Origin of the sequence: Litorisediminicola beolgyonensis, from assembly GCF_042679605.1 — a bacterium.
GTDB classification, from domain to species: Bacteria; Pseudomonadota; Alphaproteobacteria; order Rhodobacterales; family Rhodobacteraceae; genus Litorisediminicola; species Litorisediminicola beolgyonensis.
In genome coordinates this window covers 1-24,529 of the sequence record NZ_JBHTMU010000050.1, presented here as the reverse complement: position 1 = coordinate 24,529, position 24,529 = coordinate 1, and the positions used below count along the sequence as shown (strand labels likewise).

The 24,529-nt window shown below is 66.2% G+C and carries 20 protein-coding genes; 6 read left to right on the top strand and 14 right to left on the bottom strand.

The window, feature by feature from the left end:
• Positions 1-90 precede the first annotated feature (90 nt).
• The 7 genes from ACFQ4E_RS18570 to ACFQ4E_RS18540 form a co-directional block, all read right to left on the bottom strand.
• A complete protein-coding gene (locus ACFQ4E_RS18570) occupies positions 91-1,062 on the bottom strand; it encodes an alcohol dehydrogenase catalytic domain-containing protein (RefSeq protein WP_386806027.1) in 972 nt (323 codons plus the stop codon).
• Positions 1,059-1,832: an SDR family NAD(P)-dependent oxidoreductase gene (locus tag ACFQ4E_RS18565; RefSeq protein ID WP_386806026.1), complete on the bottom strand. Its 774-nt coding sequence runs from the start codon at positions 1,830-1,832 to the stop codon at positions 1,059-1,061. Before ACFQ4E_RS18565 ends, ACFQ4E_RS18570 begins: the two co-directional genes overlap by 4 nt.
• Positions 1,825-3,132 carry a histidinol dehydrogenase gene (gene hisD / locus ACFQ4E_RS18560; RefSeq protein WP_386806025.1) on the bottom strand — a complete coding sequence of 436 codons (1,308 nt, stop codon included), beginning with the start codon at positions 3,130-3,132 and terminating at the stop codon, positions 1,825-1,827. The genes ACFQ4E_RS18565 and hisD overlap by 8 nt, the downstream gene beginning before the upstream one ends.
• 9 nt (positions 3,133-3,141) lie before the next feature.
• Positions 3,142-4,473, bottom strand: a complete 1,332-nt coding sequence (locus tag ACFQ4E_RS18555) for a TRAP transporter large permease (RefSeq protein WP_386806024.1) — start codon at positions 4,471-4,473, stop codon at positions 3,142-3,144.
• Positions 4,474-4,483: 10 nt separating this feature from the next.
• A complete protein-coding gene (locus ACFQ4E_RS18550) occupies positions 4,484-4,999 on the bottom strand; it encodes a TRAP transporter small permease (protein ID WP_386806023.1) in 516 nt (171 codons plus the stop codon).
• A gap of 114 nt (positions 5,000-5,113) precedes the next feature.
• Positions 5,114-6,262, bottom strand: a complete 1,149-nt coding sequence (locus tag ACFQ4E_RS18545) for a TRAP transporter substrate-binding protein (RefSeq protein ID WP_386806028.1) — start codon at positions 6,260-6,262, stop codon at positions 5,114-5,116.
• 30 nt (positions 6,263-6,292) lie between these two features.
• Positions 6,293-6,481, bottom strand: a complete 189-nt coding sequence (locus ACFQ4E_RS18540; protein WP_386806022.1) for a hypothetical protein — start codon at positions 6,479-6,481, stop codon at positions 6,293-6,295.
• Between the two features lie 162 nt (positions 6,482-6,643).
• On the opposite strand from ACFQ4E_RS18540, the gene ACFQ4E_RS18535 reads away from it, so the two are divergent.
• The 3 genes from ACFQ4E_RS18535 to ACFQ4E_RS18525 all read left to right on the top strand — a co-directional run bounded on the left by ACFQ4E_RS18535 (position 6,644) and on the right by ACFQ4E_RS18525 (position 12,219).
• Positions 6,644-7,669 (top strand): LacI family DNA-binding transcriptional regulator, encoded by a 1,026-nt coding sequence (locus tag ACFQ4E_RS18535; RefSeq protein ID WP_386806021.1) that lies wholly within the window; start codon positions 6,644-6,646, stop codon positions 7,667-7,669.
• Between the two features lie 275 nt (positions 7,670-7,944).
• A complete protein-coding gene (locus tag ACFQ4E_RS18530; protein WP_386806020.1) occupies positions 7,945-9,105 on the top strand; it encodes an efflux RND transporter periplasmic adaptor subunit in 1,161 nt (386 codons plus the stop codon).
• A 15-nt stretch (positions 9,106-9,120) separates the two neighbouring features.
• The gene (locus tag ACFQ4E_RS18525; protein WP_386806019.1) at positions 9,121-12,219 is read left to right on the top strand and encodes an efflux RND transporter permease subunit; all 3,099 of its coding nucleotides are present in this window, start codon (positions 9,121-9,123) and stop codon (positions 12,217-12,219) included.
• 38 nt (positions 12,220-12,257) lie between these two features.
• On the opposite strand, the gene ACFQ4E_RS18520 is transcribed toward ACFQ4E_RS18525, so the two are convergent.
• Positions 12,258-12,593, bottom strand: a complete 336-nt coding sequence (locus tag ACFQ4E_RS18520; protein ID WP_386806018.1) for a DnaJ family domain-containing protein — start codon at positions 12,591-12,593, stop codon at positions 12,258-12,260.
• A 233-nt stretch (positions 12,594-12,826) separates the two neighbouring features.
• Between ACFQ4E_RS18520 and ACFQ4E_RS18515 the strand changes: the two genes are divergently transcribed.
• The gene (locus ACFQ4E_RS18515; RefSeq protein ID WP_386806017.1) at positions 12,827-14,422 is read left to right on the top strand and encodes an FMN-binding glutamate synthase family protein; all 1,596 of its coding nucleotides are present in this window, start codon (positions 12,827-12,829) and stop codon (positions 14,420-14,422) included.
• A gap of 96 nt (positions 14,423-14,518) precedes the next feature.
• Complete coding sequence (locus ACFQ4E_RS18510; RefSeq protein ID WP_386806016.1) at positions 14,519-15,856, top strand: ABC1 kinase family protein; 1,338 nt, start codon at positions 14,519-14,521, stop codon at positions 15,854-15,856.
• Here the strand turns inward: ACFQ4E_RS18510 and ACFQ4E_RS18505 are convergent.
• The gene (locus ACFQ4E_RS18505; protein WP_386806015.1) at positions 15,853-16,734 is read right to left on the bottom strand and encodes a helix-turn-helix domain-containing protein; all 882 of its coding nucleotides are present in this window, start codon (positions 16,732-16,734) and stop codon (positions 15,853-15,855) included. The two genes, ACFQ4E_RS18510 and ACFQ4E_RS18505, sit on opposite strands and share 4 nt — an antisense overlap.
• Before the next feature lie 175 nt (positions 16,735-16,909).
• Between ACFQ4E_RS18505 and pobA the strand changes: the two genes are divergently transcribed.
• Complete coding sequence (gene pobA / locus ACFQ4E_RS18500; protein WP_386806014.1) at positions 16,910-18,094, top strand: 4-hydroxybenzoate 3-monooxygenase; 1,185 nt, start codon at positions 16,910-16,912, stop codon at positions 18,092-18,094.
• A gap of 205 nt (positions 18,095-18,299) precedes the next feature.
• On the opposite strand, the gene ACFQ4E_RS18495 is transcribed toward pobA, so the two are convergent.
• The 5 genes from ACFQ4E_RS18495 to ACFQ4E_RS18475 all read right to left on the bottom strand — a co-directional run bounded on the left by ACFQ4E_RS18495 (position 18,300) and on the right by ACFQ4E_RS18475 (position 24,219).
• Positions 18,300-19,973 carry an ATP-dependent nuclease gene (locus tag ACFQ4E_RS18495; RefSeq protein WP_386806013.1) on the bottom strand — a complete coding sequence of 558 codons (1,674 nt, stop codon included), beginning with the start codon at positions 19,971-19,973 and terminating at the stop codon, positions 18,300-18,302.
• Positions 19,974-20,447: 474 nt separating this feature from the next.
• Entirely contained in the window at positions 20,448-21,956 is a 1,509-nt protein-coding gene (locus ACFQ4E_RS18490) for a peroxidase family protein (RefSeq protein WP_386806012.1), read from the bottom strand.
• 160 nt (positions 21,957-22,116) lie between these two features.
• Positions 22,117-22,833, bottom strand: coding sequence for a DUF4396 domain-containing protein (locus ACFQ4E_RS18485; RefSeq protein ID WP_386806011.1), 717 nt, complete (start codon positions 22,831-22,833; stop codon positions 22,117-22,119).
• Positions 22,834-22,883: 50 nt separating this feature from the next.
• A complete protein-coding gene (locus ACFQ4E_RS18480; RefSeq protein ID WP_386806010.1) occupies positions 22,884-23,435 on the bottom strand; it encodes a hypothetical protein in 552 nt (183 codons plus the stop codon).
• A gap of 22 nt (positions 23,436-23,457) precedes the next feature.
• Positions 23,458-24,219, bottom strand: coding sequence for an NAD kinase (locus tag ACFQ4E_RS18475; protein WP_386806009.1), 762 nt, complete (start codon positions 24,217-24,219; stop codon positions 23,458-23,460).
• Between the last annotated feature and the right edge of the window lie 310 nt (positions 24,220-24,529).

Here is a 24,529-nt window from a genome sequence, read left to right as displayed (position 1 = left end):
GGTCAGGCCTTCGACCACAACAACGCCCACGTTGTCGGCTTTTTCATGTACCAGAAGGTGCGGTATTTCGCTCATGGCGATCTCCTTGAGTTAGGGTCTGAGAATGAGTTTCGGCGCGGCCACGAGGCCCGCGCGGATATCGGCAAAGGCGCGCGCGCCCTCGGACAGCGGCCGGATCTCGGTCCAGTCGAGCGCGCCGAGACGGCCGTCGAACATCGCTTGCGCGGTGTCGCGGAAATCCTGCGCGGTGTAGGTATAGGTGCCGGTGAAGGTGATCTCCTGCAGCGTCAGCCGCCGGATATCGAGCCCGCCCTCGGCGCTGCCGAGCCCGATATGCACGATCACCCCGCCGGGCCGGACCTTGGCCGAGGCCTGCGCCCGCGTCGCGGCATAGCCCACCCCGTCGACGACGATGTCGAAAGGCGCGGCGTCCTCCAGGTCTTCGGGCGCGACCGCGTCGATCCCGCAGGTCTCGCGGATATAGTCGCGGCGGGCAGCGCTCGGCTCGCAGAGCGTCACCGATCCGACCCCTTGCGCCAGGAGTGACAGCGCCGCGCCGAGCCCGATCGCGCCGCCACCGATGGCGAGCGCGCGCTCGGCCCCGGGCACGGTGGTCCGCGCGACGCGGACCGCGTGCCAGCCGCAGGCAAGGGGCTCGGCCAGCGCAGCCTGCGCGTCGGTGACGTGCTCGGGCACCTCCACGAGGTTCCGCTCGGGCATCGCCACCGCCTCGGCGAAGCCACCCTCGCGCGGCGGCATCGAGATGATCTGCCGTGTCGTGCAGAGATTGTCCTGACCGGAGAGGCAGTAGCGGCAGGTCCCGCAGGTGACGAGGGGGTTCACCGTCACCCGCCGCCCGTCGGCGCGCACGGTCCCCGCCACCTCATGGCCCAGGATCAGCGGCGCCGGACGCCGCTCGTCATGGCCGAGAAAGGCATGCATATCCGAGCCGCAGATGCCGACATGGGTGATGTCGAGAACCGTCTCGCCCTCGCGCGCCACCGGCTCGGCGGCATCGGTGTAGCTGAGGCTCTCGGGGCCGGTATAGACGAGCGCTTTCATTTCGCGGTGAACCCCCCGTCGACCATCAGCACCTGGCCGGTGACGTAGGCGCTGGCTTCCGAGCAGAGAAACAGGAGCGGGCCGTCGATATCCTCGGGCTCGCCGTTCCGGCCGATGCAGGTCTGCGCGGCATTGCGCGCCGCCCGCTCGGGATCCGAGAAGACCGCCGCCGTCAGCTCGGTGCGGAAGAACCCCGGCCCGATCGCGTTGACGTTGATCCCCCGGCCCGACCACGCTTCGGCCAGCGCGCGGGTCATCTGCGCGATGCCGCCCTTCGACGCGCCATAGGCGACGCCCGCCGGGAAGGCGCGATAGCATTGCAGCGAGGCGAAATTCACGATCCGTCCCCAGCCCTTCTCCGCCATCGCGGGCGCGAAGGCCTGGCTCAGGAAGAACGGCGCCGAGAGGTTCAGCGCCAGCGTCTGGTCCCAGCCCTCGGCGGTCACGCGATCGGCGGGCTCGCGGGTGTTGATCCCGGCGGCGTGGACCACGATGTCCGGCGCGCCGAAGGGCTCGGAGGCAGCGCGGGCGAGATCGGCGATCCCGTCCCGCGCCGCGACATCCGCGGCGATTGCCGCGGTGCGCCCGCCGGCCTCCTCGCGCCAGGCGATGAGCGCATCCTCCCGCCTGGCAACCCCCACCACCGACGCGCCCGCGCGCGCCAGAACCGTCGCCGCGCGCCGCCCGAGCCCCGAGCTTGCGCCGGTCACGCAGGCGACCCGGCCGGTCAGATCGAAAAGCCCGGCGGCTGTTGCAGCGTCCTCAGGCATGCGCGTCGAGCTCGAAGCTCTGGTCGGGGAAGTATTTCCTCAGCCGGATATCGGCGGTGCGGGCATGGCCCTCCATGCCCTCGAGCCGCGAGATCCGCGCCGTCGCCTCGGCGATGGGACGAGCCCCGTCGCGGGTGGCGCGCTGCCAGGTGACGATCTTCATGTACTTGTGGACCGAGAGCCCCCCGGTATAGCGCGCAGCGCCGCTCGTCGGCAGCACGTGGTTGGTTCCCGCCGCCTTGTCGCCGAAGGCGACCGTGGTCTCCTCACCGAGGAAGAGCGAGCCGTAGCAGGCCAGCCGCCCCAGCCACCAGTCCAGATCCTCGGCCTGCACCGTCAGGTGCTCGGGCGCATAGCTGTCGGAGGTCGCCGCCATCTCCTCGCGGTCGGCGCAGAGGATCACCTCGGCATAGTCGCGCCAGGCCGCGCGGGCGTTGTCGCGGTTGGTCTCGGGCAGCTCCTCGATCAGCTCGGGCACGCGCTTCATCACCGTCTCGGCGAGCGCGCGGTCATCGGTGACCAGCCAGACCGGCGAGTTGTAGCCATGCTCCGCCTGCCCCACGAGGTCGACCGCCGCGATCTCGGGATCGGCGCTCTTGTCGGCGAGGATCAGGCTGTCGGTCGGACCGGCGAACATGTCGATGCCGACGCGCCCGTAGAGGATGCGCTTGGCCTCGGCCACGAACTGGTTGCCCGGTCCCACGAGGATATTGGCCTCGGGCAGACCGAAGAGACCGAAGGTCATCGCCGCGACCCCCTGCACGCCGCCCATGGCGAGGATCTGGTCGGCGCCGCAGAGCTTGGCCGCATAGACGATCGCCGGGTTGATCCCGACGCCGGGGCGCGGCGGCGAGCAGACCGCGATGTTCTTGCAGCCCGCGACCTTGGCGGTGGTCACCGTCATGATCGCGCTGGCGATGTGGCTGTAGCGCCCGCCGGGCACGTAGCAGCCCGCCGCATCGACCGGGATCGCCTTCTGCCCGGCGACGAAGCCCGGCAGGATCTCGGTCTCGAAATCCGCCACCGTCTCGAGTTGCGCCTCGGCGAAGCGGCGGACATTGTCGTGGCTGAACTGGATGTCGGCCTTGAGCCGGTCCGACACCTTGGCGCAGGCCGCCTCGATCTCCTCCTCGGTCAGAAGGACATTGCCGTCGTAGCGGTCGAACTTGGCGGCGTATTCCATCGCCTTGTCCTCACGGCCGACCTCGATATCGTCGAGAATGCCCTTGACGATGGCCTGCGTCTCGCCCGCGTCGCTGGTGGAGGTGAGAGTGGCTTTTTTCAGGTATTCCAGTGCCATGACGGGCTCCTAGCGATAGATTTCGGGAAGAAGGGTGGTCGAGATCGCGGGGATGTAGGCGATCATCACGGTGACCAGCAGCATGAAGAACACGAAGGGCACCGCGCGGTAGGCGATCTTGAGGATCGATTCGCCCGTCAGGCCCGCCACCACGAAGAGGTTGAGACCCAGGGGCGGCGTGATGAAGCCCACGCCGAGCGCGGTGATCATCATGATGCAGAACTGGATTTCGTTCATGCCGATACTGTCGGCGAGCGGCTTCAGGATCGGCGCGAGGATCACGATGTTGGGCGTCGTCTCCATCACGCAGCCCGCCGCCATCAGGATGAGGATCATCATCAGGATCAGCACCCAGGGCTCCTCGCTGACCGAGGTCGCCGCCGAGACGAAGCCCTGCGGCACGCCGAGGATGGCGAGCGCCTGGGCGAGCGGCAGCGAGAAGGCGATGATCGGCAGGATGATCCCGTTGACCTTGGCCGAGCTGACCAGCATCGCCGGGAAGTCCGAGAGCTTCAGCGTGCCGAGGATGAACCCCATGATGATGGTCACCACCACCGCCGTCGCGCCCGCCTCGGTCGGCGTCAGCCGCCCCGAGAAGATGCCGTAGAAGATGATCCCGGGCACGATGAAGGCGTACCAGCCGGATTTCAGCGCGGCGCCGAGGCGGCTGAAATATTCCGACATCGAGATGTTGCCGCCGCCCTCCCAGCCGTAGAGCCGGTTCATGATGATGTTGGTGGCCAGGATCGACAGCAGGATCGCGAGACCGGGAATGACCGCGGCGAGAAAGAGGGTCGAGGCCGATATGCCGAGGACGAGGCCGATGATGATATAGGCGATCGACGGCGGGATCAGGATGCCGGTACAGGCGCCCGCCGCGACCAGCGCGCAGGCATAGGGGCGCGGATAGCCGCTCTCGACCAGCCGGTCGATGGTCATCCGTCCGACCGCCGCGGCGCCCGCCGCGTCAGAGCCCGAGATCGCCGCGAACATGCCGCACACGAGCACCGTCGCCGATCCAAACCCGCCCTTGGCAAATTGCGTCAGCGCCTCGGCCACGTCGAGGAACTTGCGGCTAAGACCGGTCCGGACCAGCACGTCGCCGGTCAGGATGAAGAGCGGCACGGCGGTCAGCGCGAAATGGTCGATGCCGTGAAAGAGGCTTTCACCGACAAGGCTGAGCGGCAGCGCACCCGAGATCACGAGCATCAGGATCGCGGCCGATCCGATGGCGGCCCAGACCGGGACCGCGAGCGCGACCAGGGCCACGAACAGCAGCACGGGTCCGTAGAAATCCCATCCGAGGTCGATGGTCTGTTCTTGAAGTTGGTTCCAGAGCATGACCGTCCCCTCAGTCGAAAAGCTTGTCGCCCTCGTACACGGGGCGTCCGTAACGAAGGTCGGTGATGTCGCGCAGAAGCGATTGGGCGAGACGGAACATCACCAGCCCGAAGCCGATCGGCACCGCCGACAGGAACCAGACCTGGCTGATCCGAAGACCGTGGGTGACCGAGCCGAACTTGGCCGAAACGAGCACCGTCTCGAGCGACCAGTAGAAGGCGATCACCGCGACCGCCATCATCACCAGGTCGCCGAAGATGTAGAGCACCGCCTTCGGCCTCGGGCCGATACACTGCATGATCACGTCGATGCGGATATGGCCGCGCTCCTTGACCGCCGCGGCGGCACCGATCCAGGCGAGATAGATGAAGGAGTAGCGGACGATCTCTTCGCCCCAGATCGAGGAATAGGCGAAGAGTTCCCGCCGCACGACCTCGATGAACATTGTGGCGACGAGCATGACGTAGAAGACGAGCAGCGCCCATCTCTCCACGTTCGCGTTCAGAAGTTGCAGGACTCGAGGCATAAGGGTCTCCCGGTCGCGGTCCAGCGCATCTGCGCTCCGCGTCACGTCGTCCAAAGGGAAAAGATGTCGGGTCGGTCGGGGCTGCCCGTCGGGCAGCCCCGCGAAAGGCGCCTATCAGGCGTCGTTGACGTAATACTTTCCTTGGGTTCCGGCAGCTTCTTCAAGCGCCGAGAACTGGTCCATCGAGCCCGCGAGCTCGGTCTTGAAGTTGTCCCATTCCGAGCGCTGGTAGCCGCCCGCCTCTTTCCACTCGCCGAGCTGGTCGTCGTTCAGCGTGTGGAACTCGACGCCCGCCTTGCTGAGCTCGGACATCGCGTAGGCCCGCGCCGAGGGCACCTTGGCGAGGTTCTGGTGACCGGTCAGCTCGCCGGCGAAGGTGATCGCCTCCTGCAGGTCCGCAGGCATCGAGTTGAACCATTCCAGGTTGACCGAATAGACCTGACTATCCGGAACCGCCTGGGTGAAGGTCACGTGGCTCAGGATGTCCTTGAAGCCGAAGACGTAGAGGGCGCCCACCGAGGGATCGAGCGCATCGGCCACGCCTTGCTTGATCGCCGAGGGCGTCTCGCCCCATGCGACCGGCGTCGGGTTGGCGCCGACCATCCGGTAATACTGCTGCAGCATCTGCGAGCCCGGCACGCGGAACTTCACGCCGCTGAGATCGCCCGGCGTCAGGACCGGACCGGCCCCGCCTGCGCGCATCGCCACGACGCGCGGATCGATCACGACGTAGAACAGCGCCTTGAAGCCCGCGGCCTCGACCTTGGGGTGCACCTGGCTGGCCCAGGCGTCGGAATGCACGAGGTTGGTGAAGCGCTGGTTCGAGCCACAGAAATACGGCAGGTTGATCAGGTCCACCGCGCTCGCGAAGGGCGCGAAGTTCGACAGCGAATGCTGCGCGCACTGGATCGTGCCACCCTGCACCGCCTGCACCAGCGCACCGCCCGCGCCGAGCTGGCCACCGGGGGCGAGCTTGACGTAGATGCGCCCGTTCGAGACGTTCTGGATGTTCTCCTTGAGATCGAGCTGCATGATCGGATAGCTGCGCGACGCGCCCAGCACGTAAGCCGTGGCGATGGTCATCGTGTGCTCGGCGGCGGCCTCGCGTTCGGCCTCTTCCTTCTGCGTCTGCGCGACCGCCTCGCTCGACCACAGCACGCCCGCGGCGCCCGCGACCATCGCGGCGGTAAAGCTGCCCGCTGCCGTCAGCTTGAGGAAGTTGCGGCGCGTCGCCGACTTCAGCTCGTTCACGTCATGATCCATGGTTTCCTCCCGTTTGGTCATTCTGTCTCGTTATTCGGTCTTGCTTTTGGCCTTCGCGTCCGCCTCGCGCCGCAGGATGGCGGCGGTGAACGCGATCGATGCGGCAAAGAGCACGAGCATCTCGCCCACGTCGCTCAGGAACGGCGCCCGAAGCAGCGCCCCCATCACGACATTGGTGCAGTAGATCGCGAAGCCGATCGCAGCGATGATGAGATACATGCGGCACCTCCTCCAAGTTGCCGTTGCAGGATCAGTGTAAGCGCTTACATTGCGCATTGCAAGCGCTTACATCCTTGTGGTGGATTTCCCATGTTTTGGGTACTATTGCAGGGCAAACCTTAGTTTGGGAGCGGGCTCATCGCGACTCGTCAGGCACGGACCGTGCGATCCGGAACGAATCCCACGGTGAACGACGTGGCCACCGCGGCGGGGGTCTCGACCGCCACCGTGTCGCGCTGCATCAACTCGCCCGAGGTGGTCCAGCCCGACACGCTCCGCCGCGTCCGCGCCGCCATCGACACGCTCGGATACGCGCCGAATTTCGGGGCCCGCGCGCTCGCCGCCAAGCGCACCAATACCGTGGGCGCGATCGTGCCGACGCTCGAGAACGCGATCTTCGCGCGCGGTCTCGAAGCCGTGCAGCGCGAGCTGGCCGCGGCAGGCTCGACCATGCTCGTCTCCTCCTCCTCCTACGATCCCGAGCAGGAGGCCGAGCAGATCCGCACGCTCGTCGCCCGCGGCGCCGACGCGCTCCTGCTGATCGGTTTCGAGCGAAGCGCCGAGATCTACGATTTCCTCGACCGCCGGAAGATCCCGCATGTCGTCGCCTGGGCCTTCGCCCCGGACCAGCCCCGCCCCGCCGTCGGTTTCGACAACCGCGCGGCCATGCGGGCGCTGGCCGAGAAGACCCTCGCCTTCGGCCATCGCCGCATCGGCCTCGTCACCGCCCAGCGCGAGGGCAACGACCGCGCCCAGAACCGCTGGCTCGGACTCCTCGACGCGATGCGCGCCGCCGGTCTCGGCGAAGACGACCTGAGCCTGCAGGAAACCGTCTACGATATCGAAAGCGGCCGCGCCGCCGCCCACGCCCTTCTGACGCGGGACCCGCGCCCGACCGTGATCATGTGCGGCAACGACGTGCTCGCGGCGGGCGCGATGATCGCCGCGCGCGAGCTGGGCCTCTCGGTGCCCGAGGATGTCTCGATCACCGGTTTCGACGATATCGAGATCGCCCGCGTCCTCACCCCGCAGCTCACCACCGTGCACGTCCCGCATCGCGAGATGGGCCGCCGCGCCGCGCGCATGCTGATCGACATGCGCGACGACGCCACCGCCGCCGACAGCGTCGAGCTCGGCACCGAGGTCATCCTGCGCGGCACGCTCGGCCCCGCGCCCGTCACGCCCTGACGCGGACAACCCAATAAAGTCATACTTTTAAGAGGCGATCCTCGCGCGCATATTCCTTGGGCTCCGCGCAGGAGCGCAGCAAGGTCCACATTGCCGCACAGCGCGGCACGCAAGGTCGGTTTTTCATTTCCAATCAATTACCTGCGCCGAATACTTCGCACATTCCAACACGCATCCGTGATATGGACTGTGCCGATCACGACGCTACCATCGCTCTCACATATTATGCTGGTCCGACCGGGGCCCGCGCCTGTCTTTCTCGCCCCTCAGGACACATGATGCGTCACGCCAGCCAGCTTCTCCTTTCCCTCGCGGCCGTCGCTGTCGCGCTCTTCGTCTGGATCACCTACGTCCCGTCCGCCGCCGCCTTTCTCGACCGCATCGGCGTCGCCGAAATGCTGGGGATCGAGGTCGCCGCCGCCGAATCCTCCGGCGGGCGCGGCGGGTTCGGCGGGCGCGGACCTGCCCGCGTGGTCACCGCCGAAGTCGTCGAGGCCGAAACCAACGATGTGGTCGAGGCCATCGGCGATGGGCGCGCGCTGCGCACCGCGCTGCTGCGCGCCGAGGTCAGCGGCGAGGTGACCGAGGTCGCGACCGAGCTTGGCGGCACCGTGGCCGAGGGCGACGTCCTTCTCCGTCTCGACGCCGCCGCCCAGCGCATCGCGCTGGAACGCGCCCAACTGATGCTCGAGGATGCCAGCGACGAGGCCCAGCGCCTGACCCGCCTGCAGGGCACCGGCGCCGTCACCGAGGTGCGCGAGCGCGAGGCGCAGCTGGCGCTCCGGACCGCCGAACTGGCGCTGCGCGAAGCGCAATACGAGCTCGACCGCCGCAGCGTCCGCGCGCCTTTCGCGGGCCGCGTCGGCCTGATCGACGTCGAAATCGGCGATCTTCTCTCCGCGCAGGAAGAGGTCGCGACCCTCGTCGACCGCAGCGAGATCCTCGTCGAGTTCCGCGTCCCTGCCCGCGTCGTCGGCCGCGTCTCGCCCGGCATGACGCTCGAAGCGCGGCCCCTGGGCCTGCCCGACGAGGTGCTCTCCGGCACCATCCGCGCCGTCGACAGCCTTGTCGACCGCACCTCCCGCACCCTCCGCGTCCAGGGCCGCCTGCCCAACGACAACGATGCGCTCCGCAGCGGCATGGCCTTCGTCGTCACCCTGCGCTTCCCCGGCGAGACGCTTGTCGCGGTCGATCCGCTCGCGGTGCAATGGGCGTCCGAGGGCTCCTATGTCTGGGCGGTGCGCGACGGCAAGGCCGAGCGCGTCTTCGTCACCATCCGCCAGCGCGATGCCGACCGCGTCCTTGTCGAGGGCGAGCTTGCCCCCGGGGAGACGGTGGTGATCGAAGGCGTCCAGACCCTCCGCCCCGGCGCCGAGGTCGAGCTTGCGCCCGAGAAAAGCGCGGCATTGCCCTCGCCCGCGCCCCGGCATCTCTGAGACGGGACCCGCGCCATGACCGACACGCCCGAAACCGTCTCCGGCTCCGGCACCGCGCTTTTCGTGCGTCGCCCGATCCTCTCCTTCGTCCTGAGCGCGCTCATCGTCCTGGCCGGTCTCGCCGCGCTCTTCGGGGTCGAAGTGCGCGAGCTGCCCAATGTCGACCGCCCCGTCGTCACCGTCACCACGCAATACTCCGGCGCCTCGCCCGAAAGCGTCGACCAGGAGGTCACCGGCCGGATCGAGGGCGCGGTCGGCCGCGTCGCCGGGGTCCGCTCGATCTCGTCCAATTCGCGCTTCGGGCGCAGCCGCGTCACCATCGAGTTCCAGGACGATGTCGATCTCGACGTCGCCGCCACCGATGTCCGAGACAGCGTCGCCCGCATCGCCAACCAGCTCCCCGACGAGGCCGACACGCCTGAGATCGTCAAGGCCGACGCCAATGCCCAGCCGGTCGTCCGCGTCGCGGTGACCGCTCCAGGCCGCTCGCCGCAGGACCTGACCCGCATCGTGCAGGACCGGGTCGAGGACCGGCTCCTGTCGCTCGACGGCGTGGCCGACCTGCAGATCTACGGCGACCGCGAACCGATCTTCCGGGTCGATATCGACCAGTCGGCGCTGGCCGCGCGCGGCCTCACCCTCGCCGATATCCGCAGCGCGCTGAGCGATGCCGATTTCGACGCGCCCGCCGGGGACTTGTCCGGCGACAGCCAGTCGATCTCGGTGCGCACCACCGCGACCGTGGCCACCCCCGCCGGGTTCGAGGACCTCCAGCTCGCCCCCGATGTGCACCTGCGCGACGTGGCGCGCGTCACCCTCGGCCCCGCCCCCGACGAGACCGTGCTGCGCGCCAACGGCGCCACCGGGATCGGCCTCGGGATCATCCGGCAGGCCACCTCGAACACGCTCGAGATCTCCGCCGCCGTGCGCGAGGTCGTGGCCGAGCTCGACCGCACCCTGCCCGAGGATGTCTCGATCTTCGTCACCTCCGACGACGCGGTCTTCATCCGCGGCTCCATCGAGGAGGTGCTGAAGACGCTCGGCCTCGCCATCGGCATCGTCGTGGTGGTGATCTACCTCTTCCTGCGCGACATGCGCGCCACGCTGATCCCGGCGCTCACCATGCCCGTCGCGCTGATCGGCACGCTGGCGGCGGTCTACATGGCCGGATTCTCGGTCAATATCCTCACGCTCCTGGCGCTGGTCCTGGCGACCGGCATGGTCGTCGACGACGCCATCGTCGTCCTCGAGAACATCGTCCGCCGCCGCGGCGAGGGGATCGGCCCGCGCGCCGCGGCCGTCCTCGGCACGCGCGAGGTGTTCTTCGCCGTGGTCACCACCACCGCCACGCTCGCGGCGGTCTTCGTGCCGCTGTCCTTCCTGCCCGGTCAGGCGGGCGGGCTCTTCCGCGAGTTCGGCTTCACCCTCGCCATGGCCGTCGCGCTGTCGTCGGTTGTGGCGCTGACGCTCTGCCCGGTGCTCGCGAGCCTCCTTCTGACCCGCGAGCCCGACACCGGCGCGCGCGGCCCGATGATCTGGGTCGGCGACCGGCTCGCCGGGCTCTACAGGCGCACGCTTTCCTGGGCGCTCGACATGCCGATCCTGATCGTCGTCATCGCCGCGCTCTTCGCAGCCACCGCGGTCTTCGTCTCTTCCGGAATCCGGCAGGAACTGACGCCCCGCGAGGACCGCGCCGTGGCGCTTCTGTCGGTGACGACCCCACAGGGCGTCTCGCTCGACTACACCACCGGCAAGATGCGCGAGATCGAGGACGTGATCGCGCCGCTCCGCGACACCGGCGAGGTCGAGAACATCTTCTCGATCACCGGCTTCGGCGCCGACAATCGCGGTTTCATGGTCTTCACCCTCGCCCCCTGGAGCGAACGCGCCCGCAGCCAGGACGAGATCGTGGGCGAGATCAACGGCAAGCTCGGCGGCGTCATCGGCGTGCGCGCCTTCGCCATCCAGCCCAATTCGCTGGGCATCCGCGGCGCCGGGCGCGGCCTGACCTTCGCGGTGACCGGCGACAATTACGCCCAGCTCGCCGAGGTCTCCGAAGCGCTCGTCGCGCGGATGCAGGAAAACCCCGCCTTCGGGCAGGTGCGGCTCGAATACGAGACCACCCAGCCGCAGCTCTTCATCGAGATCGACCGCCAGCGCGCCTCGGATCTCGGGATCGAGATCGCGGGTCTCGGCGAAGCACTCCGCGCCGTGCTCGACGGGCGCACCGTGGGCTCGGTCTTCATCGACGACAAGAGCTACGACATCCAGATGCTCTCGACCTCGGACCCGGTCGACGACCCGAGCGACCTGAGCAACATCTTCGTGCAGACCGGAAGCGGCCAGACCGTGCCGATGTCGAGCTTCGTCACGCTCGAGGAACGCGCCGTTGCGCCCGAGCTCGAACGCGAGGGCCAGAACCGCTCGGTCGAGATCTCCGCGGGGCTCACGCCCGAACTGTCGCTCGGGGACGCGCTCGCCCAGACCGAAGCCCTGGCCCAGGACATCCTGGCCGAGGAGAACCGCATCGTGCCGCTCGCAGAGGCCGCGACGCTGAACCAGACCGCCTCGGGCCTTCTGGTGACCTTCGGCTTCGCGATCATCGTCGTGTTCCTCGTCCTCTCGGCACAATTCGAAAGCGTGATCTCGGCGGTGGTCGTCATGGCCACGGTGCCCCTGGGTCTGGCCTGCGCGATTTTCGCGCTGCTGTTCACCGGGCTCAGCCTCAACGTCTACAGCCAGATCGGGCTCGTGATGCTGATCGGGATCATGGCCAAGAACGGCATCCTGATCGTCGAGTTCGCCAACCAACTGCGCGACCGCGGCGCGGACCTGCGCGACGCCATCACCGACGCCTCCACCATCCGCCTGCGCCCGGTGATGATGACAATGACCTCGACCGTGCTGGGCGGCGTGCCGCTGATCCTGTCCTCGGGCGCGGGGGCCGAGGCGCGCGAGGCGCTCGGCTGGGTGATCGTCGGCGGGCTCGGCCTCGCCACGCTCTCGACGCTTTACCTGACGCCGGTCGCCTATCTCCTCCTCGCGCGCTTCTCGAAGCCCCGCGCCGAGGCGATGCGGCAGCTGGAAAACGAGCTGGGCGAGGCGCTTGGCTGAGCCCTGAGCCTGAGGCGCGGGGCGGGCAACCCCGGCGCCTAATGCCCCATGAAGCGCCGCCGCGCCTCGACGGCGATATTGTAGCGCAGCTCCAGATCCGAGATCAGCGCCATCGCCAGTCGCCGCTCCGCATCGCTCGCGGCCTCTCGGTATCTGAGCTTCGCCGCCTCGAGGAGCTTCTTGATCCTGAACTCCTCGGGCAGCGCCCCGGCCTCCGCCATGATCCGCGTCGCAACCGCCGTCGCCATGTCCGTGAAGGCCTCGCCGCTCCGGTCCGGCAGCGGTTTGCCTTCTCCCTGCAAGCCCGTCAGCTGACCGTCGGCCAGGGCTTTCTGGATCTGCCGCTCCACGAGGCGGTCAAAGGACTGGGTCATCTCCGGTCTCCCATGCGTCCGGGCCTGCGCCACGGCACAGGCACGGCACCCGGGTAGCAGAGAACGGCCCTGCCGTCATGCCCCACCCCGGAGGCCAAGTGCCTCATTTTCATGCATTCGCACTGGCCTCGGCGCGGGACGCTGGTCTATCGTCGCCGCAATTGGGCGCGGGACCATCACACGGACAGACCGGTCCACCGGGACCCGCGCCACCTGCCCTATTCGGAGGTCTCATGCGGTTCTTTCTCTTCGGCAGCGTCATCGTCCTGACCGTCGTCTGCGTGATCGGCCTCTTCTGGTCGCCCTGGTTCCTCCTCGGTGTCGCGCTCTTCGGCGCGCTCTCGGTCATCGGCGTCTACGACGTCACCCAGACCAGCCACTCGATCCTCCGCAACTACCCCGTCCTCGGCCATATGCGCTTTCTCTTCGAGGGCATCCGCCCCGAGATCCGCCAATACCTGATCGAGAGCGACCAGGACGAAGAGCCCTTCTCCCGCGACAAGCGCTCGATCGTCTACCAGCGCGCCAAGGGCGTCGAGGACAAGCGCCCCTTCGGCACCCGCAAGCGGGTCTACGATTCCGGCTACGAATGGATCACGCATTCGACCGCGCCCAAGCATATCGAGAGCCACGATTTCCGCGTCCGGATCGGCGGCCCCGACTGCACAGCGCCCTATGACGCCTCGCTCTACAATATCTCCGCGATGTCCTTCGGCGCGCTCTCGGCCAATGCCATCCTCGCGCTGAACAAGGGCGCCGCGAAGGGCGGCTTCGCCCATGACACCGGCGAGGGCGGCATCAGCCGCTACCACCGCGAGGGCGGCGGCGACCTGATCTACGAGGTCGGCTCGGGCTATTTCGGCTGCCGCACGCCCGAGGGCCGCTTCGACGCCGCCAAGTTCCGCGACACCGCCGCCGACCCCCAGGTCAAGCTCGTCGAGCTGAAGCTCAGTCAGGGCGCCAAGCCCGGCCATGGCGGCGTGCTCCCGGCCTCCAAGATCTCGCCCGAGATCGCCGAGGCGCGTGGCGTGCCGATGGGCCAGGACTGCGTCTCGCCCGCCTCCCATCCCGAGTTCTCGACCCCCATCGGGCTGATGGAGTTCATCGGCAAATTGCGCGAGAACGCCAGCGGCAAGCCCGTCGGCTTCAAGCTCTGCATCGGCCACCGGCGCGAGTTCATGTGCATCGTCAAGGCGATGATCGAGACCGGCATCGTGCCCGATTTCATCGTCGTCGACGGCAAGGAGGGCGGCACCGGCGCGGCGCCCCTCGAATTCGCCGACCATCTCGGCATGCCGCTCGTCGAGGGGCTGGTCTTCGCCCACAACACGCTGCGCGGCGCGGGCCTGCGCGACCGGCTCAAGATCGGCGCATCGGCCAAGCTCGTGACCTCCTTCGACATCGCCAAGATCCTCGCGCTCGGCGCCGACTGGGCCAATTCCGCGCGCGGCTTCATGTTCTCCATCGGCTGCATCCAGGCGCAGGCCTGCCACACCAACCACTGCCCCGTGGGCGTGGCGACGCAGGACCCGATGCGCATGCGCGCGCTCGACGTCACCGAAAAATCCGAGCGCGTCTTCCGCTTTCACCAGAACACCCTCAAGGCGCTGCAGGAGATGACCGGTGCCGCGGGCCTCGCCCATCCCGGCGACTTCCGCCCCCATCACCTTCTGATGCGCGAGGGCGACCGCGACATGGTCACCGGCGAAGAGGTCTATCCCTATCTCCCGAACGGGTTTCTCCTGCGCGACGAGAAGGACGATTTCGGCTATCTCAACCGCTGGAAGCGCGCGCGCGCCGACAATTTCGAGCCCTTCGACGTGGAGTGACGCCGCCCGCCCTGCGACGACACGCGCCTTTCTCTCCGGCCCGCCCGGCCTAGCTTCCCGCTCACCGCCGAGCGCTGGAAAGGCCGAGCCAAAGCGATGTCCGAGACCCGCCCCGAGCCCCCCCGAGGCCTGCCCGTCCCCTCGGGCCGCCTGACCCGCATGGCGCGGCTCGGCAGAGTCGCGGCCGGGATCGCGGGCTCCGCCGCATGGCGCGCGGCGGGCGAATATGGCCGCGGCGGCCGTCCGAGCGCCCGCGATCTCCTGATCACGCCCGCGAACCTCACCCGGCTGACCAACGAACTGGCCCGGATGCGCGGCGCGGCGATCAAGATCGGCCAGCTTCTGTCGATGGACGCGGGCGAGGTCTTGCCCCGCGAGCTGGCCGACATCCTCGCCCGGCTCCGCGACGACGCCCATATCATGCCGCCCCGCCAGCTCCGGCAGGTGCTCGACGCCAACTGGGGCATCGGCTGGCAGAAGAAGATGCGCCGCTTCGACCCCCGCCCGCTGGCCGCCGCCTCCATCGGCCAGGTCCACCGCGCGCTCCTGCGCGACGGGCGCGACGTGGCGATCAAGGTGCAATATCCCGGCGTCGCCCGCAGCATCGACAGCGACATCGCCAATGTCGGCGCGCTGGTGCGGCTCTCGGGCCTCCTGCCCAAGGGGTTCGAGCTGGCGCCCTATCTCGACGAGGCCCGCCGCCAGCTGCACGACGAGACCGATTACGCCCGCGAAGGTGCGGCGCTCGCGCGCTTCGGCGAGAGGCTCGCGGACGACCCGAGGTTCTCCGTCCCGGCCTTCCACCCCGACTGGAGCACCGGCCAATGCCTGGTGATGGACTACCTCGCCTCCGAGCCGATCGAGGCCGCCGCCGCCCTGCCCCAGCCGGACCGCAACCGCCTCGCCACAGCCCTCGTCGAGCTGACCCTGACCGAGATCTTCCGCTTTGGCGAAATGCAGAGCGACCCGAATTTCGCGAATTACCGCCACGACCCGGCCACGGGCCGCATCGTGCTTCTCGATTTCGGCGCCGCCCGCACGCTCTCGCCCGAGCTCGTCCGCCGCTACCGCGCCCTGCTCGAGGCCGGTCTCAGGGATCAGCCCGACCGCATTGCCGCGCTGGCCCATGAGCTGGGCCTCCTGACCGGCTCCGAGGCCCCGCGCCACCGCGACCGCATCCTGACCATGATCCACATGGTTTTCGCCGCGCTCCGCGCGCCGGCCGCGTTCGATTTCGCCGCGACCGACCTGCCCCGCCGGATGCAGGCCGAGGGCCGCGCGCTGGCCGAGGACGGCTACGTCCCGCCGCCCCTGCCGATGGACGTGCTCTATCTCCAGCGCAAGCTCGGCGGGATGTTCCTGTTGGCCAGCCGCCTCGGCGCGGTCCTCCCGGTCCTCGACATGCTGGAACACTGGCTCGCCGACACCGCCTAGCCGCCGCTGTCGCTCCGGAAGGCCCGCGGGCTGAGGCCGGTCTCGGCTTTGAACGTCCGGCTGAAGAACCCCGCCTCGCGGAATCCGGCCCTGAGCCCCACATCCGCGACCGGCAGCCGCGTGTAGGTGAGAAGCCGCCGCGCCTCCACGAGCCGCCTCTGCCGCACGAGCGCATTGGGCGAGACGCCGAGGATATGGCGGCAGACCCGGCTCAGATGCGGCGCCGAGACGCCGATCTCCTCGGCGTAATCCGCCACGCTCCAATCCTGCGCATAATGCCGCTCGACCAGCGCGCAGAAGGCCTGCGCCTGCCGCTCATGCGGCGTCAGCTCCGCCGCCTCCGCCTCGGCCCCCGGCGGCACCAGCCGCGCGACGCTCTCGGTCGCATAGAGGATCACCGCCTGAGCCAGCGCCGACAATAGCGCCGCCCGCTCCGGGCTGACCGCGTGGAACACCCGCCCGATCTGCCCCATCAGCGCCTCGACCTCGTCGAACCGCGCCACCGCGCTTCGCGGCAGAATGCCCGCCTGCCCCGCGGGCACCGCCTCGATCCGGGCGCGGATATCCCCGGCCAGCCGGTCGAGCGGCAGGCTCAGCACATCGCCCACCACGTCCTCGTCGAAATGGAACCCGTGCGGCACGCCCGGCGGCACCACCAGGAGCAGCGGCTCCTCGCTCCGATACTCCGCCTCGCCAAGCCTGAGCCGCACACGCGCGCTCCGAAACAGGAAGACCTGCGCCAGCTTCTCGTGCCGGTGAAGTCGGATTGTCCATCCATGCTTGGAACTGCGCTCCTTGATCGTCTCGTGATGCACCGGGTCCGACTGCGTCGCGGACAGCAATTCCCCGTAGAGAGCGTAGGTCGGAACCTGACGCATGGCGCATCTCCCCCGCGCACGCCGCCCGCAAAGGACCGGCAATCAGATCGGATAGTGCAAGTATTCTCCAAGCCTGTCCATTCCCGACCCCCGAAGGATCGCTATTTTACAGCCCAACCTCACACGGGACCCGCGGCCCCGCGCCGCGACTCGTCCAAGCTCCGGGGAGCCTTTCATGACCACACATGTCTCGACCTCCGTCTGCATCATCGGGTCCGGCCCGAGCGGCCTTCTCCTGTCCCAGCTCCTGGCCAATGCCGGGGTGGACACCATCGTGCTCGACCGCCGCGACCGCGCCTATATCGAGGGCCGCATCCGTGCAGGCGTCCTCGAACAGGGCACCGTGACCGCGCTGGAAGAGGCCGGGGTCGCCGAGCGCTGCCACCGCGAGGGGCTCGTCCATGACGGCTTCGACCTGAGCTTCGACGGCGAGCGCCACCGCATCGACCTCAAGGGCCTGACCGGCAAGACCGTCACCGTCTACGGCCAGACCGAGGTGACCAAGGATCTCTTCGACCGCCGCTTCGCCGAGGATCAGCGCTTCTACTTCAACGTCGACAACGTCACGCCCACCGACCTCAAGAGCGACAGCCCCAAGGTCCGCTTCACCCATGAGGGCGAGGAGATCGAGATCTCCTGCGATTACGTGGCGGGCTGCGACGGCTATCACGGCGTCTCGCGCCAGGCCATTCCCGCCGACACCCTGCGCACCTTCGAGCGCGTCTACCCGTTCGGCTGGCTCGGCATCATGGTCGAGAAGCCCCCGGTCAGCCACGAGCTGATCTACGCCCATCACGAACGCGGCTTCGCGCTGGCCTCGCAGCGCTCCAAGACCCGCTCGCGCTACTACATCCAGTGCGATCTCGACGACGATGTCTCGGACTGGTCCGACGAGAGGTTCTGGGAGGAGCTCGCCCTCCGCCTCGGCCCCGACACCGCCGCCGACCTGCAGACCGGCCCCTCCTTCGAGAAGAGCATCGCGCCCCTGCGCAGCTTCGTCGCCGAGCCCATGCGCTACGGCAACATGTTCCTCGCCGGTGACGCCGCCCATATCGTGCCGCCCACCGGCGCCAAGGGCCTGAACCTCGCAGTGGCCGATGTCCGCCTCCTGTCCCGCGCGCTGATCGAGCATTACACCAAGGGCAACGACGCCTATATCGACAGCTATTCCGAGACCGTGCTGACCCGCGTCTGGAAGGTCGAGCGCTTCTCTTGGCAGCTCTCCACCCTGATGCACCAGTTCCCCGAGAACTCCCCCTTCGAGAAACGCATGCAACGCGCCGAGTTCGACTTCACCGCCAGCTCCGAAGCCGCCTCCCGCGCCATCGCGGAGAACTACGTGGGCCTGCCCCTGGAGTGAGGGGGAGATTGAAGAGGCAAGACACAAGCGATGAGTTACGATCCGGCGGGCGCGGTAAACGACTTTTTAAAAATGTCTTCGACGAATGGTTTAGGCCTAATGAGGACATGTGAATTGTCGTAGCGGCGGCGCGATGAACAGTGCGAATCCCGAAGCTCTATGCACAAGCCGTAAAGCCCGCCCCTCCAACGCAACTCAACCAACTTCAAAAGGACTTAGCTATTTTTTTCAGCAGCTTCGCCATCTCTGGAATTTGAGAACTCTTCAAGGTACCAGCCTTAAATTTTTCCAACGAGGCTTTTTTCAGGTTACCCTTTGCAGACTTTTTGGCTGCGGAGCTTGCAGATCCGAGAGCCATTATATCCTCAACATTTTCGGCATAAACCTCTGCAAGAAGAGATTGAGGAAGAAGACCTTCTATGCACTCCTGCCCGGGCTTATCTAGGCCGATAGCGCAGTAATCAGCTTCTTCAGTTAGACCAATAGACTGGAGCTTTTTAACGACTTCATGCTTAGCATCCAGATCGAATGTGATATATGCTTTATCGAGGCGAGAGATCATGAATTGCAAGACTTGAGTATTTTTCAGCGCATCTTTCCCACCATAAGAGACGATCTGAACATCTTCTGGCAAGTGGTAAATATCGGGATAGTTCTGCCGTATAAATTCTAAGTACTCAACATCAATCTCTCCCTCAACCAGCAGAATTCTTGAGTTCGCCGATCCAATAATTTTCTTCCAAGGTATGAATTCATCGGACACTACACCCAAATTGTCGGCAAACGGCAGCATCCAATCATCTCCCGACGCTTTAATTTGAGTTGTCTCTTTCAGCTTCTTACGAATAACCCTCCGCTCCAAGAGAAGATTGGCGCCGGGGTTATTCTGATTTAGCATATAGGGGCTATGGGTTGTTGTGACGATTTGTATACCGAAGTCTTCCGCGAGATTGTTCAGCACTTTTCCAAATTCAGCTTGAGCAGAGGGATGCAGGAAGCTTTCAGGTTCCTCCACAATTACCACCGGCGTCGAACGATTCTCCGCAGCTTGTGATTTTCGGATACGATCCGCCTCCAGAACTGATATCAAGACCCTTGTTCTGTTTTGCGTTCCAGAGCCCCAACCTCCTAAGTTGGCATCAACACTTTTATCGTTAAGCTTTACGTTCAGCGGAAATCGCGAGGAGCCGCCCCTGTCAAGGGTCGTCAATTCGACTTCGTAGTTCTCGCCGAGACGTCCCAAAAGTTGACTCAACTCTTCTTTATGCTGCCTCGCTGCAGACTTGACCTTATTTGAAAGATTTTTTTCAGCGTCTTGGATTTTTTTCCTATCTTCTTGCGAAAAATGCGACTCGAGAACCTCAGTCATCTCCCCAGAAAAAAAGTAAAGTCGCCTATGTGGCGCGGTGGAGTTGTGCACAACTAAATTTGCAGCAGACTTAAGCTTTTTGGAGATTTCGCTTGAATTCTGACTATCGAGTTCATTTTCATTTACAGAGCACTTTATCTGGCTCCCACCTGACTTAAGGAATTTCTCCGCCAACATGACGTGTGCCGTATCGCCCTCGATTGGCTTAGAGCTAAATTTATCCACAACATAAAATACCTCCGCGTCATCATGACGATCAAGCTCAAGGCGAAGGGAAATCTCCATCTCTTCAGTATCAGACCATTGGGTATGGTCGCGATCAAAGGACAAAGAGTTCTCTGCGTGGAAATATGGCCGATCCTCATCATCGAGAAAGTGCCTTATTATCTTGACTATAGCAGTCTTTCCCGCGTTATTGCGACCGCTCAGGGTACAATAATTGTCTTCGAAAGTTATCTTCAGGTCTTCAAGGGTGCGAAAGCATCTCGCGCCAACCTCACGCAGTTTCATAAAATTTTCCGCTCCACAACTAGATTTCCTCCCTCTCACCTCAACCCTCGGGCACTAGCAGCCATAGGTTAGGGAGTTTGTTGGATGCAGATCACAAGAGCAAAACGGCGATGTCAATGCGCATTAGCGCAGTATCTTGCTAATAGACAATTATATTTGACTTGCGCCGAAAGCCTTCCTGTTTCGGCAACCCTAACAGCTTTGGAGTATTGTATCCTCCATACTCTCGAGCCTTCCGTTCGTGTTTGCATATTTCCGTCCCTCGTGACTTCCTCAGATAGCGACCGCTTTTCACCCAGGCCCACGCTATACGTAATCGCTGACAGTGGTCGCGAGAGGCGAAGCCCCTAAACTTACCACCTCCCCCCCACAAAAAACGCGCCCGGTCCGTACCACACAGGGACCGGGCGCGCGGGGGGCGCGGGTGCCGTCTTGGGGATGCCGGCCGCCCGCTCCCTTGGGGACCTCAGGGAATCACGCGAAGCCCACGCCGTCGGGCTTGATTCCGGCCAGCCGGATGATCGACGCCAGCGTCCAGTTCGGATCGTCGACATTGTCCTCGCCCGGCCTCAGGAGCGGGTCGTCGGACGGCGTCCAGCAGGGCGCGATGTTGAGCCAAGAGTTCGGATCGCCCTTCAGAAGCCCCGAGAACACCGCCGCGACGATGATCGAGCCCATCCGACCGAGCGAATTGCCTCCGCCAAGCTCCGCCTCCTTGAGGATATAGTACCAGAGCGCGTCCGGCTCGCCCGGCTCCAGCGCCACCGGCTCGAGGCACATCTTCCGCGCCACATCCGTGCCCGAGGGCAGGCCCAGCGCGATTCCGCGCTTGAGGTTGCGGAAGGCGAGCACGTTCAGGGGCTCGCCCGCCGCGCCCTCGAAGAGGAAGGCCAGCGCGTTGGCGAGCTTGGTGTCGATCTTGCGCGCCCGCTGCGGGAACGGCCCGCCCGAGCTCTCCATTTCGAGGAACCAGTCCCACTGGATGCAGTTCTTCGCCTCCATCTTGCGGAAGCCCCTCAGGTCGTCGCCGTCGCTCCCGGCCACGTTGTCGAAGATCGGCACGAAGAGCCGGTCGCCCGTCGCCGGGTCCGAGAAGCCGCGCTCGGGGAAGTTCGTCTGGTAGGCGTTGCGCACCATCGAATGGCCGAAGCGATAGGCCGCGCCCGAGAACTCGACCGGCATGAAGGGCTGGTTCTTCCAGCCATAGACATCGTCGAGCCCGCATTTCCAGACCTTGCGCCCGCCGCAGGCGGTGTCGAGGCAGAGCGCACAGGACACCACATCCGGCAGGCAGATGCGCGGCAGGAAATCGCGCAGCACGATGTGCTGGTAGAGCCAGCGCAGCGAGCGCCGCGCGCGCTCGAACACCGTGTGGGTGTCGGCGTCGGGATCGGCGGCCCGCGCCCGGTCGACAAGCGTGTTATGCGCCAGAAGGAACGCCAGCTGCAGCTGGCTCACCATCGCGTTCTCGTCGTTGCGCATGTCGCCGATCAGCGCCCGGTCGCCGAAGCGCGGAAGGTCCGGCAGATCAGGCCGCCCCTCGACCGCGCCGATGGCCATCTTCGCCTTGTCATCGGCATCGTAGAGATAGGGCTGATCGTCCGGCCCGCTGCCATAGAGATTGTCGAGATCGAGCCGCGGCGTGCGAAAATTGCGCAACCCGTTCGGGTCGTTCTGCCTCATCAGGCTCGAGGCCGGGTCGAAGGTGATGTCGTGATCGACGAATTGTCCGAAATAGGTATAGCCCGCCGGGATGGTCGAGCCGAACTCGGCCTCCAGCGCCTCGACCGAGGCCTGGCCCTTCAGCTCCGCCGGCTCCATGCCGGGGCGCTCGACCATATGCGTGTTGGCGATCTCGAAGAGCATCGCGTCGGGCAGTTTCGGATCCCAGGGGGGCAGATCGGGACAGATGCGGCCGAACGGACCGTGATAGAAGGGGGAACGGGGGGCGAGGACGTCAAAGTGAGCGGACCCATGGGCCATGGAAAATCTCCTTGCTGAAAATGCGCGCAGAAAATCGCAACTCGGAAAATACCGTTGGGGCGGGTGTAAATGACCCGGCGTCAACGTAGCGTGAATGAAGACACGACGCAATTCAAGGTTGCGCCAATACCGCAACCTTCGCGCCTGTCAGGGCAGACGCTCAGGCGTGCTGCCCCTCTCCGGCGTGCGCGGCGCCATGGTCGTGATCGCCATGGCCCTCGCCATGATCGGTCATCCGCGGATCCATCATCCCCTCCTTCACGCCGTATCGGATCAGGAGAACATTGACCGGATAGGCCGCCGCGAGCCCGCAGGTCAGCGACACGATCAGCGCGGTCCAGAACCGCAACTCGCCGATCCCCGCGCCGCCCGCGAGCCATAGGCTAATGCCGATGGCCGTCACCTCCATCACCGTGATGGACGGCGTCTCGGCAATGGCCGCGTCCTTGAGCGCGGTGCGCAGATCGACCCCGTCCTGCACCAGCGGCCCCACGGTCAGCGCGTAGCCGAAGACATAGGCCAGCGAGAAGGTGATCACCGAGACCCAATGCGCGCCGAGCGACAAGAGGCCAGCCGCGAGGATCACGCCGAGGATTTCGCCCATGCCGCAGCCCGAGTAGCAATGCGCCACCGACCGCGCCGCGCGGCGCCAAAGCCCGTCCGCCGCGATCTCCTTGCGGCCCGACCAGCAGTAGATCATCAGACCGATCGGCCCGGAATAGAGCACCGTCAACGCCCAGACGAGCTTCATCAGCGGCATCAGATGCGCGTTCCTGGTGAAGAGATCGCGCAGCGTCCAGACGAGGCTGGGCACCATCAGGACGATCCAGCCGATCAGGAAGGCGGGCGAATCTAGGAAGCGGGCGAGTGCGTCCATGCGGAGGCTCCTTTCACTCCCTCAACGCCCTTCACCGGCGACTGTTCCGCCTAGAGATCGGCCTCGCGCAGCGCCTTCTTGTCGGCGAAGAAGGTCACGACATCGGTCCCGTCGGGGATCAGGGCGCCCGCGGCATCGCGCGCCTCGACCACGTACCGGTCCTCGCCCGCGCGGAAATAGCTGACGCAGATCTCGCCCATCTGACCGAAGGTCGCACGCACCGCCTCGCGGATGAAGGTTTCGGCCTGGGGATCGTCGAGCCCGTCAAAGCTCATCCGCATCTGGCCGAGATTGCCGCAGGCGCGCCCGTCACGCTCGCGGAAGCGCACCGCGCCGGCGGCGATGATGCTGGGCCGGGTGTCGATGACGAACTGCCCGCGGCTGTCGATCCGGTCGCCGGTCAGCTCATAGGTCGAGAGCGCCTCGCAACTGTCTGTCGCGGCCTCGTAGGCGGTGCATTCCCACGGCTTGCCCGAGGTCTCCGCCATGACCTCGGAGAACGGCACGAACGCGCCCTTCTGCGGCATCTCGGGCGTGGCGCAGCCCGCGAGCGCCGCTGCGCCCGCCGCCAGCGCCGCGGCGCTCCTGATCGTCAGTCCCATGCCGTTCTCCTCATCCCTGATCTCACACGAACTGCTCGCGAAGCAGCCTTTCCTCCAGCCCGTGTCCGGGGTCGAACAGAACCCGGTGGGCGATCGACGGCTCCGAGCGGATATCGACCTGCACCACGTCCCGGACCGAGCGCGCATCCGCCTCGGCCATCACCGGGCGTTTCTCGGGGTCGAGCACCTCGATGCGCACATCGGCGGTCTTGGGCAGGAGCGCCCCGCGCCAGCGCCGCGGCCGGAAGGCCGACATCGCCGTCAGCGCCAGCACGTCCGAACCGATGGGCAGGATCGGCCCGTGTGCCGAGTAATTATAGGCCGTCGAGCCCGCGGGCGTGGCCACCAGCGCCCCGTCGCAGACAAGCTCGGCCATCCGGAGCTTGCCATCGACGCTGATCCTGAGCCGCGCCGCCTGCGGTCCCTGCCGCAGAAGCGAGACCTCGTTGATCGCCAGTTCCTCATGCACCTGCCCATGCGCATCCGCCGCCCGCATCGAGAGCGGGTTGATCACCGCCTCCTCGGCAGAGGCCAGCCGGTCCTCGAGCCCGTGCTCGGAATATTCGTTCATCAGGAAGCCGACGGTGCCGCGATTCATCCCGTAGACCGGCGCGTCCAGCGCCTGCGTGCGATGCAGCGTCGAGAGCATGAACCCGTCGCCGCCAAGCGCCACGATCACGTCCGCGCCCTTCTCGGCATGGTCGCCGTAGCGCCGCGACAGCGCCTCGCGGGCGGCCTGCGCGATCGGTGCATTGGAGGCCGCAAAGGCGATCCGGAGGGTCATCCCGGTTCCTGTCTTCGTCACTCGTGTCCGAAAGAAGCACAAGTTTTCCCGGGGGGCCAGCAACTTGCCGCAAACGGTCGGGTTTTGGTCTCTGGGCGCTTTACATAGGGAAGGCGTCACAGAATAACTCGTTTCAAACCCGATGCGTTTCCGATAGGAAACGCGACGACGAAACCCCTGCACTGATCTGCAACCCCGGGAGGTTTGCCATGAATGCCCCGCATCGCTCTGAAGGCTTTTTCACCCAGTCGCTCGCCGAGCGCGATCCGGAGATCGCGGAGGCGGTCTCGAAGGAGCTCGGGCGGCAGCG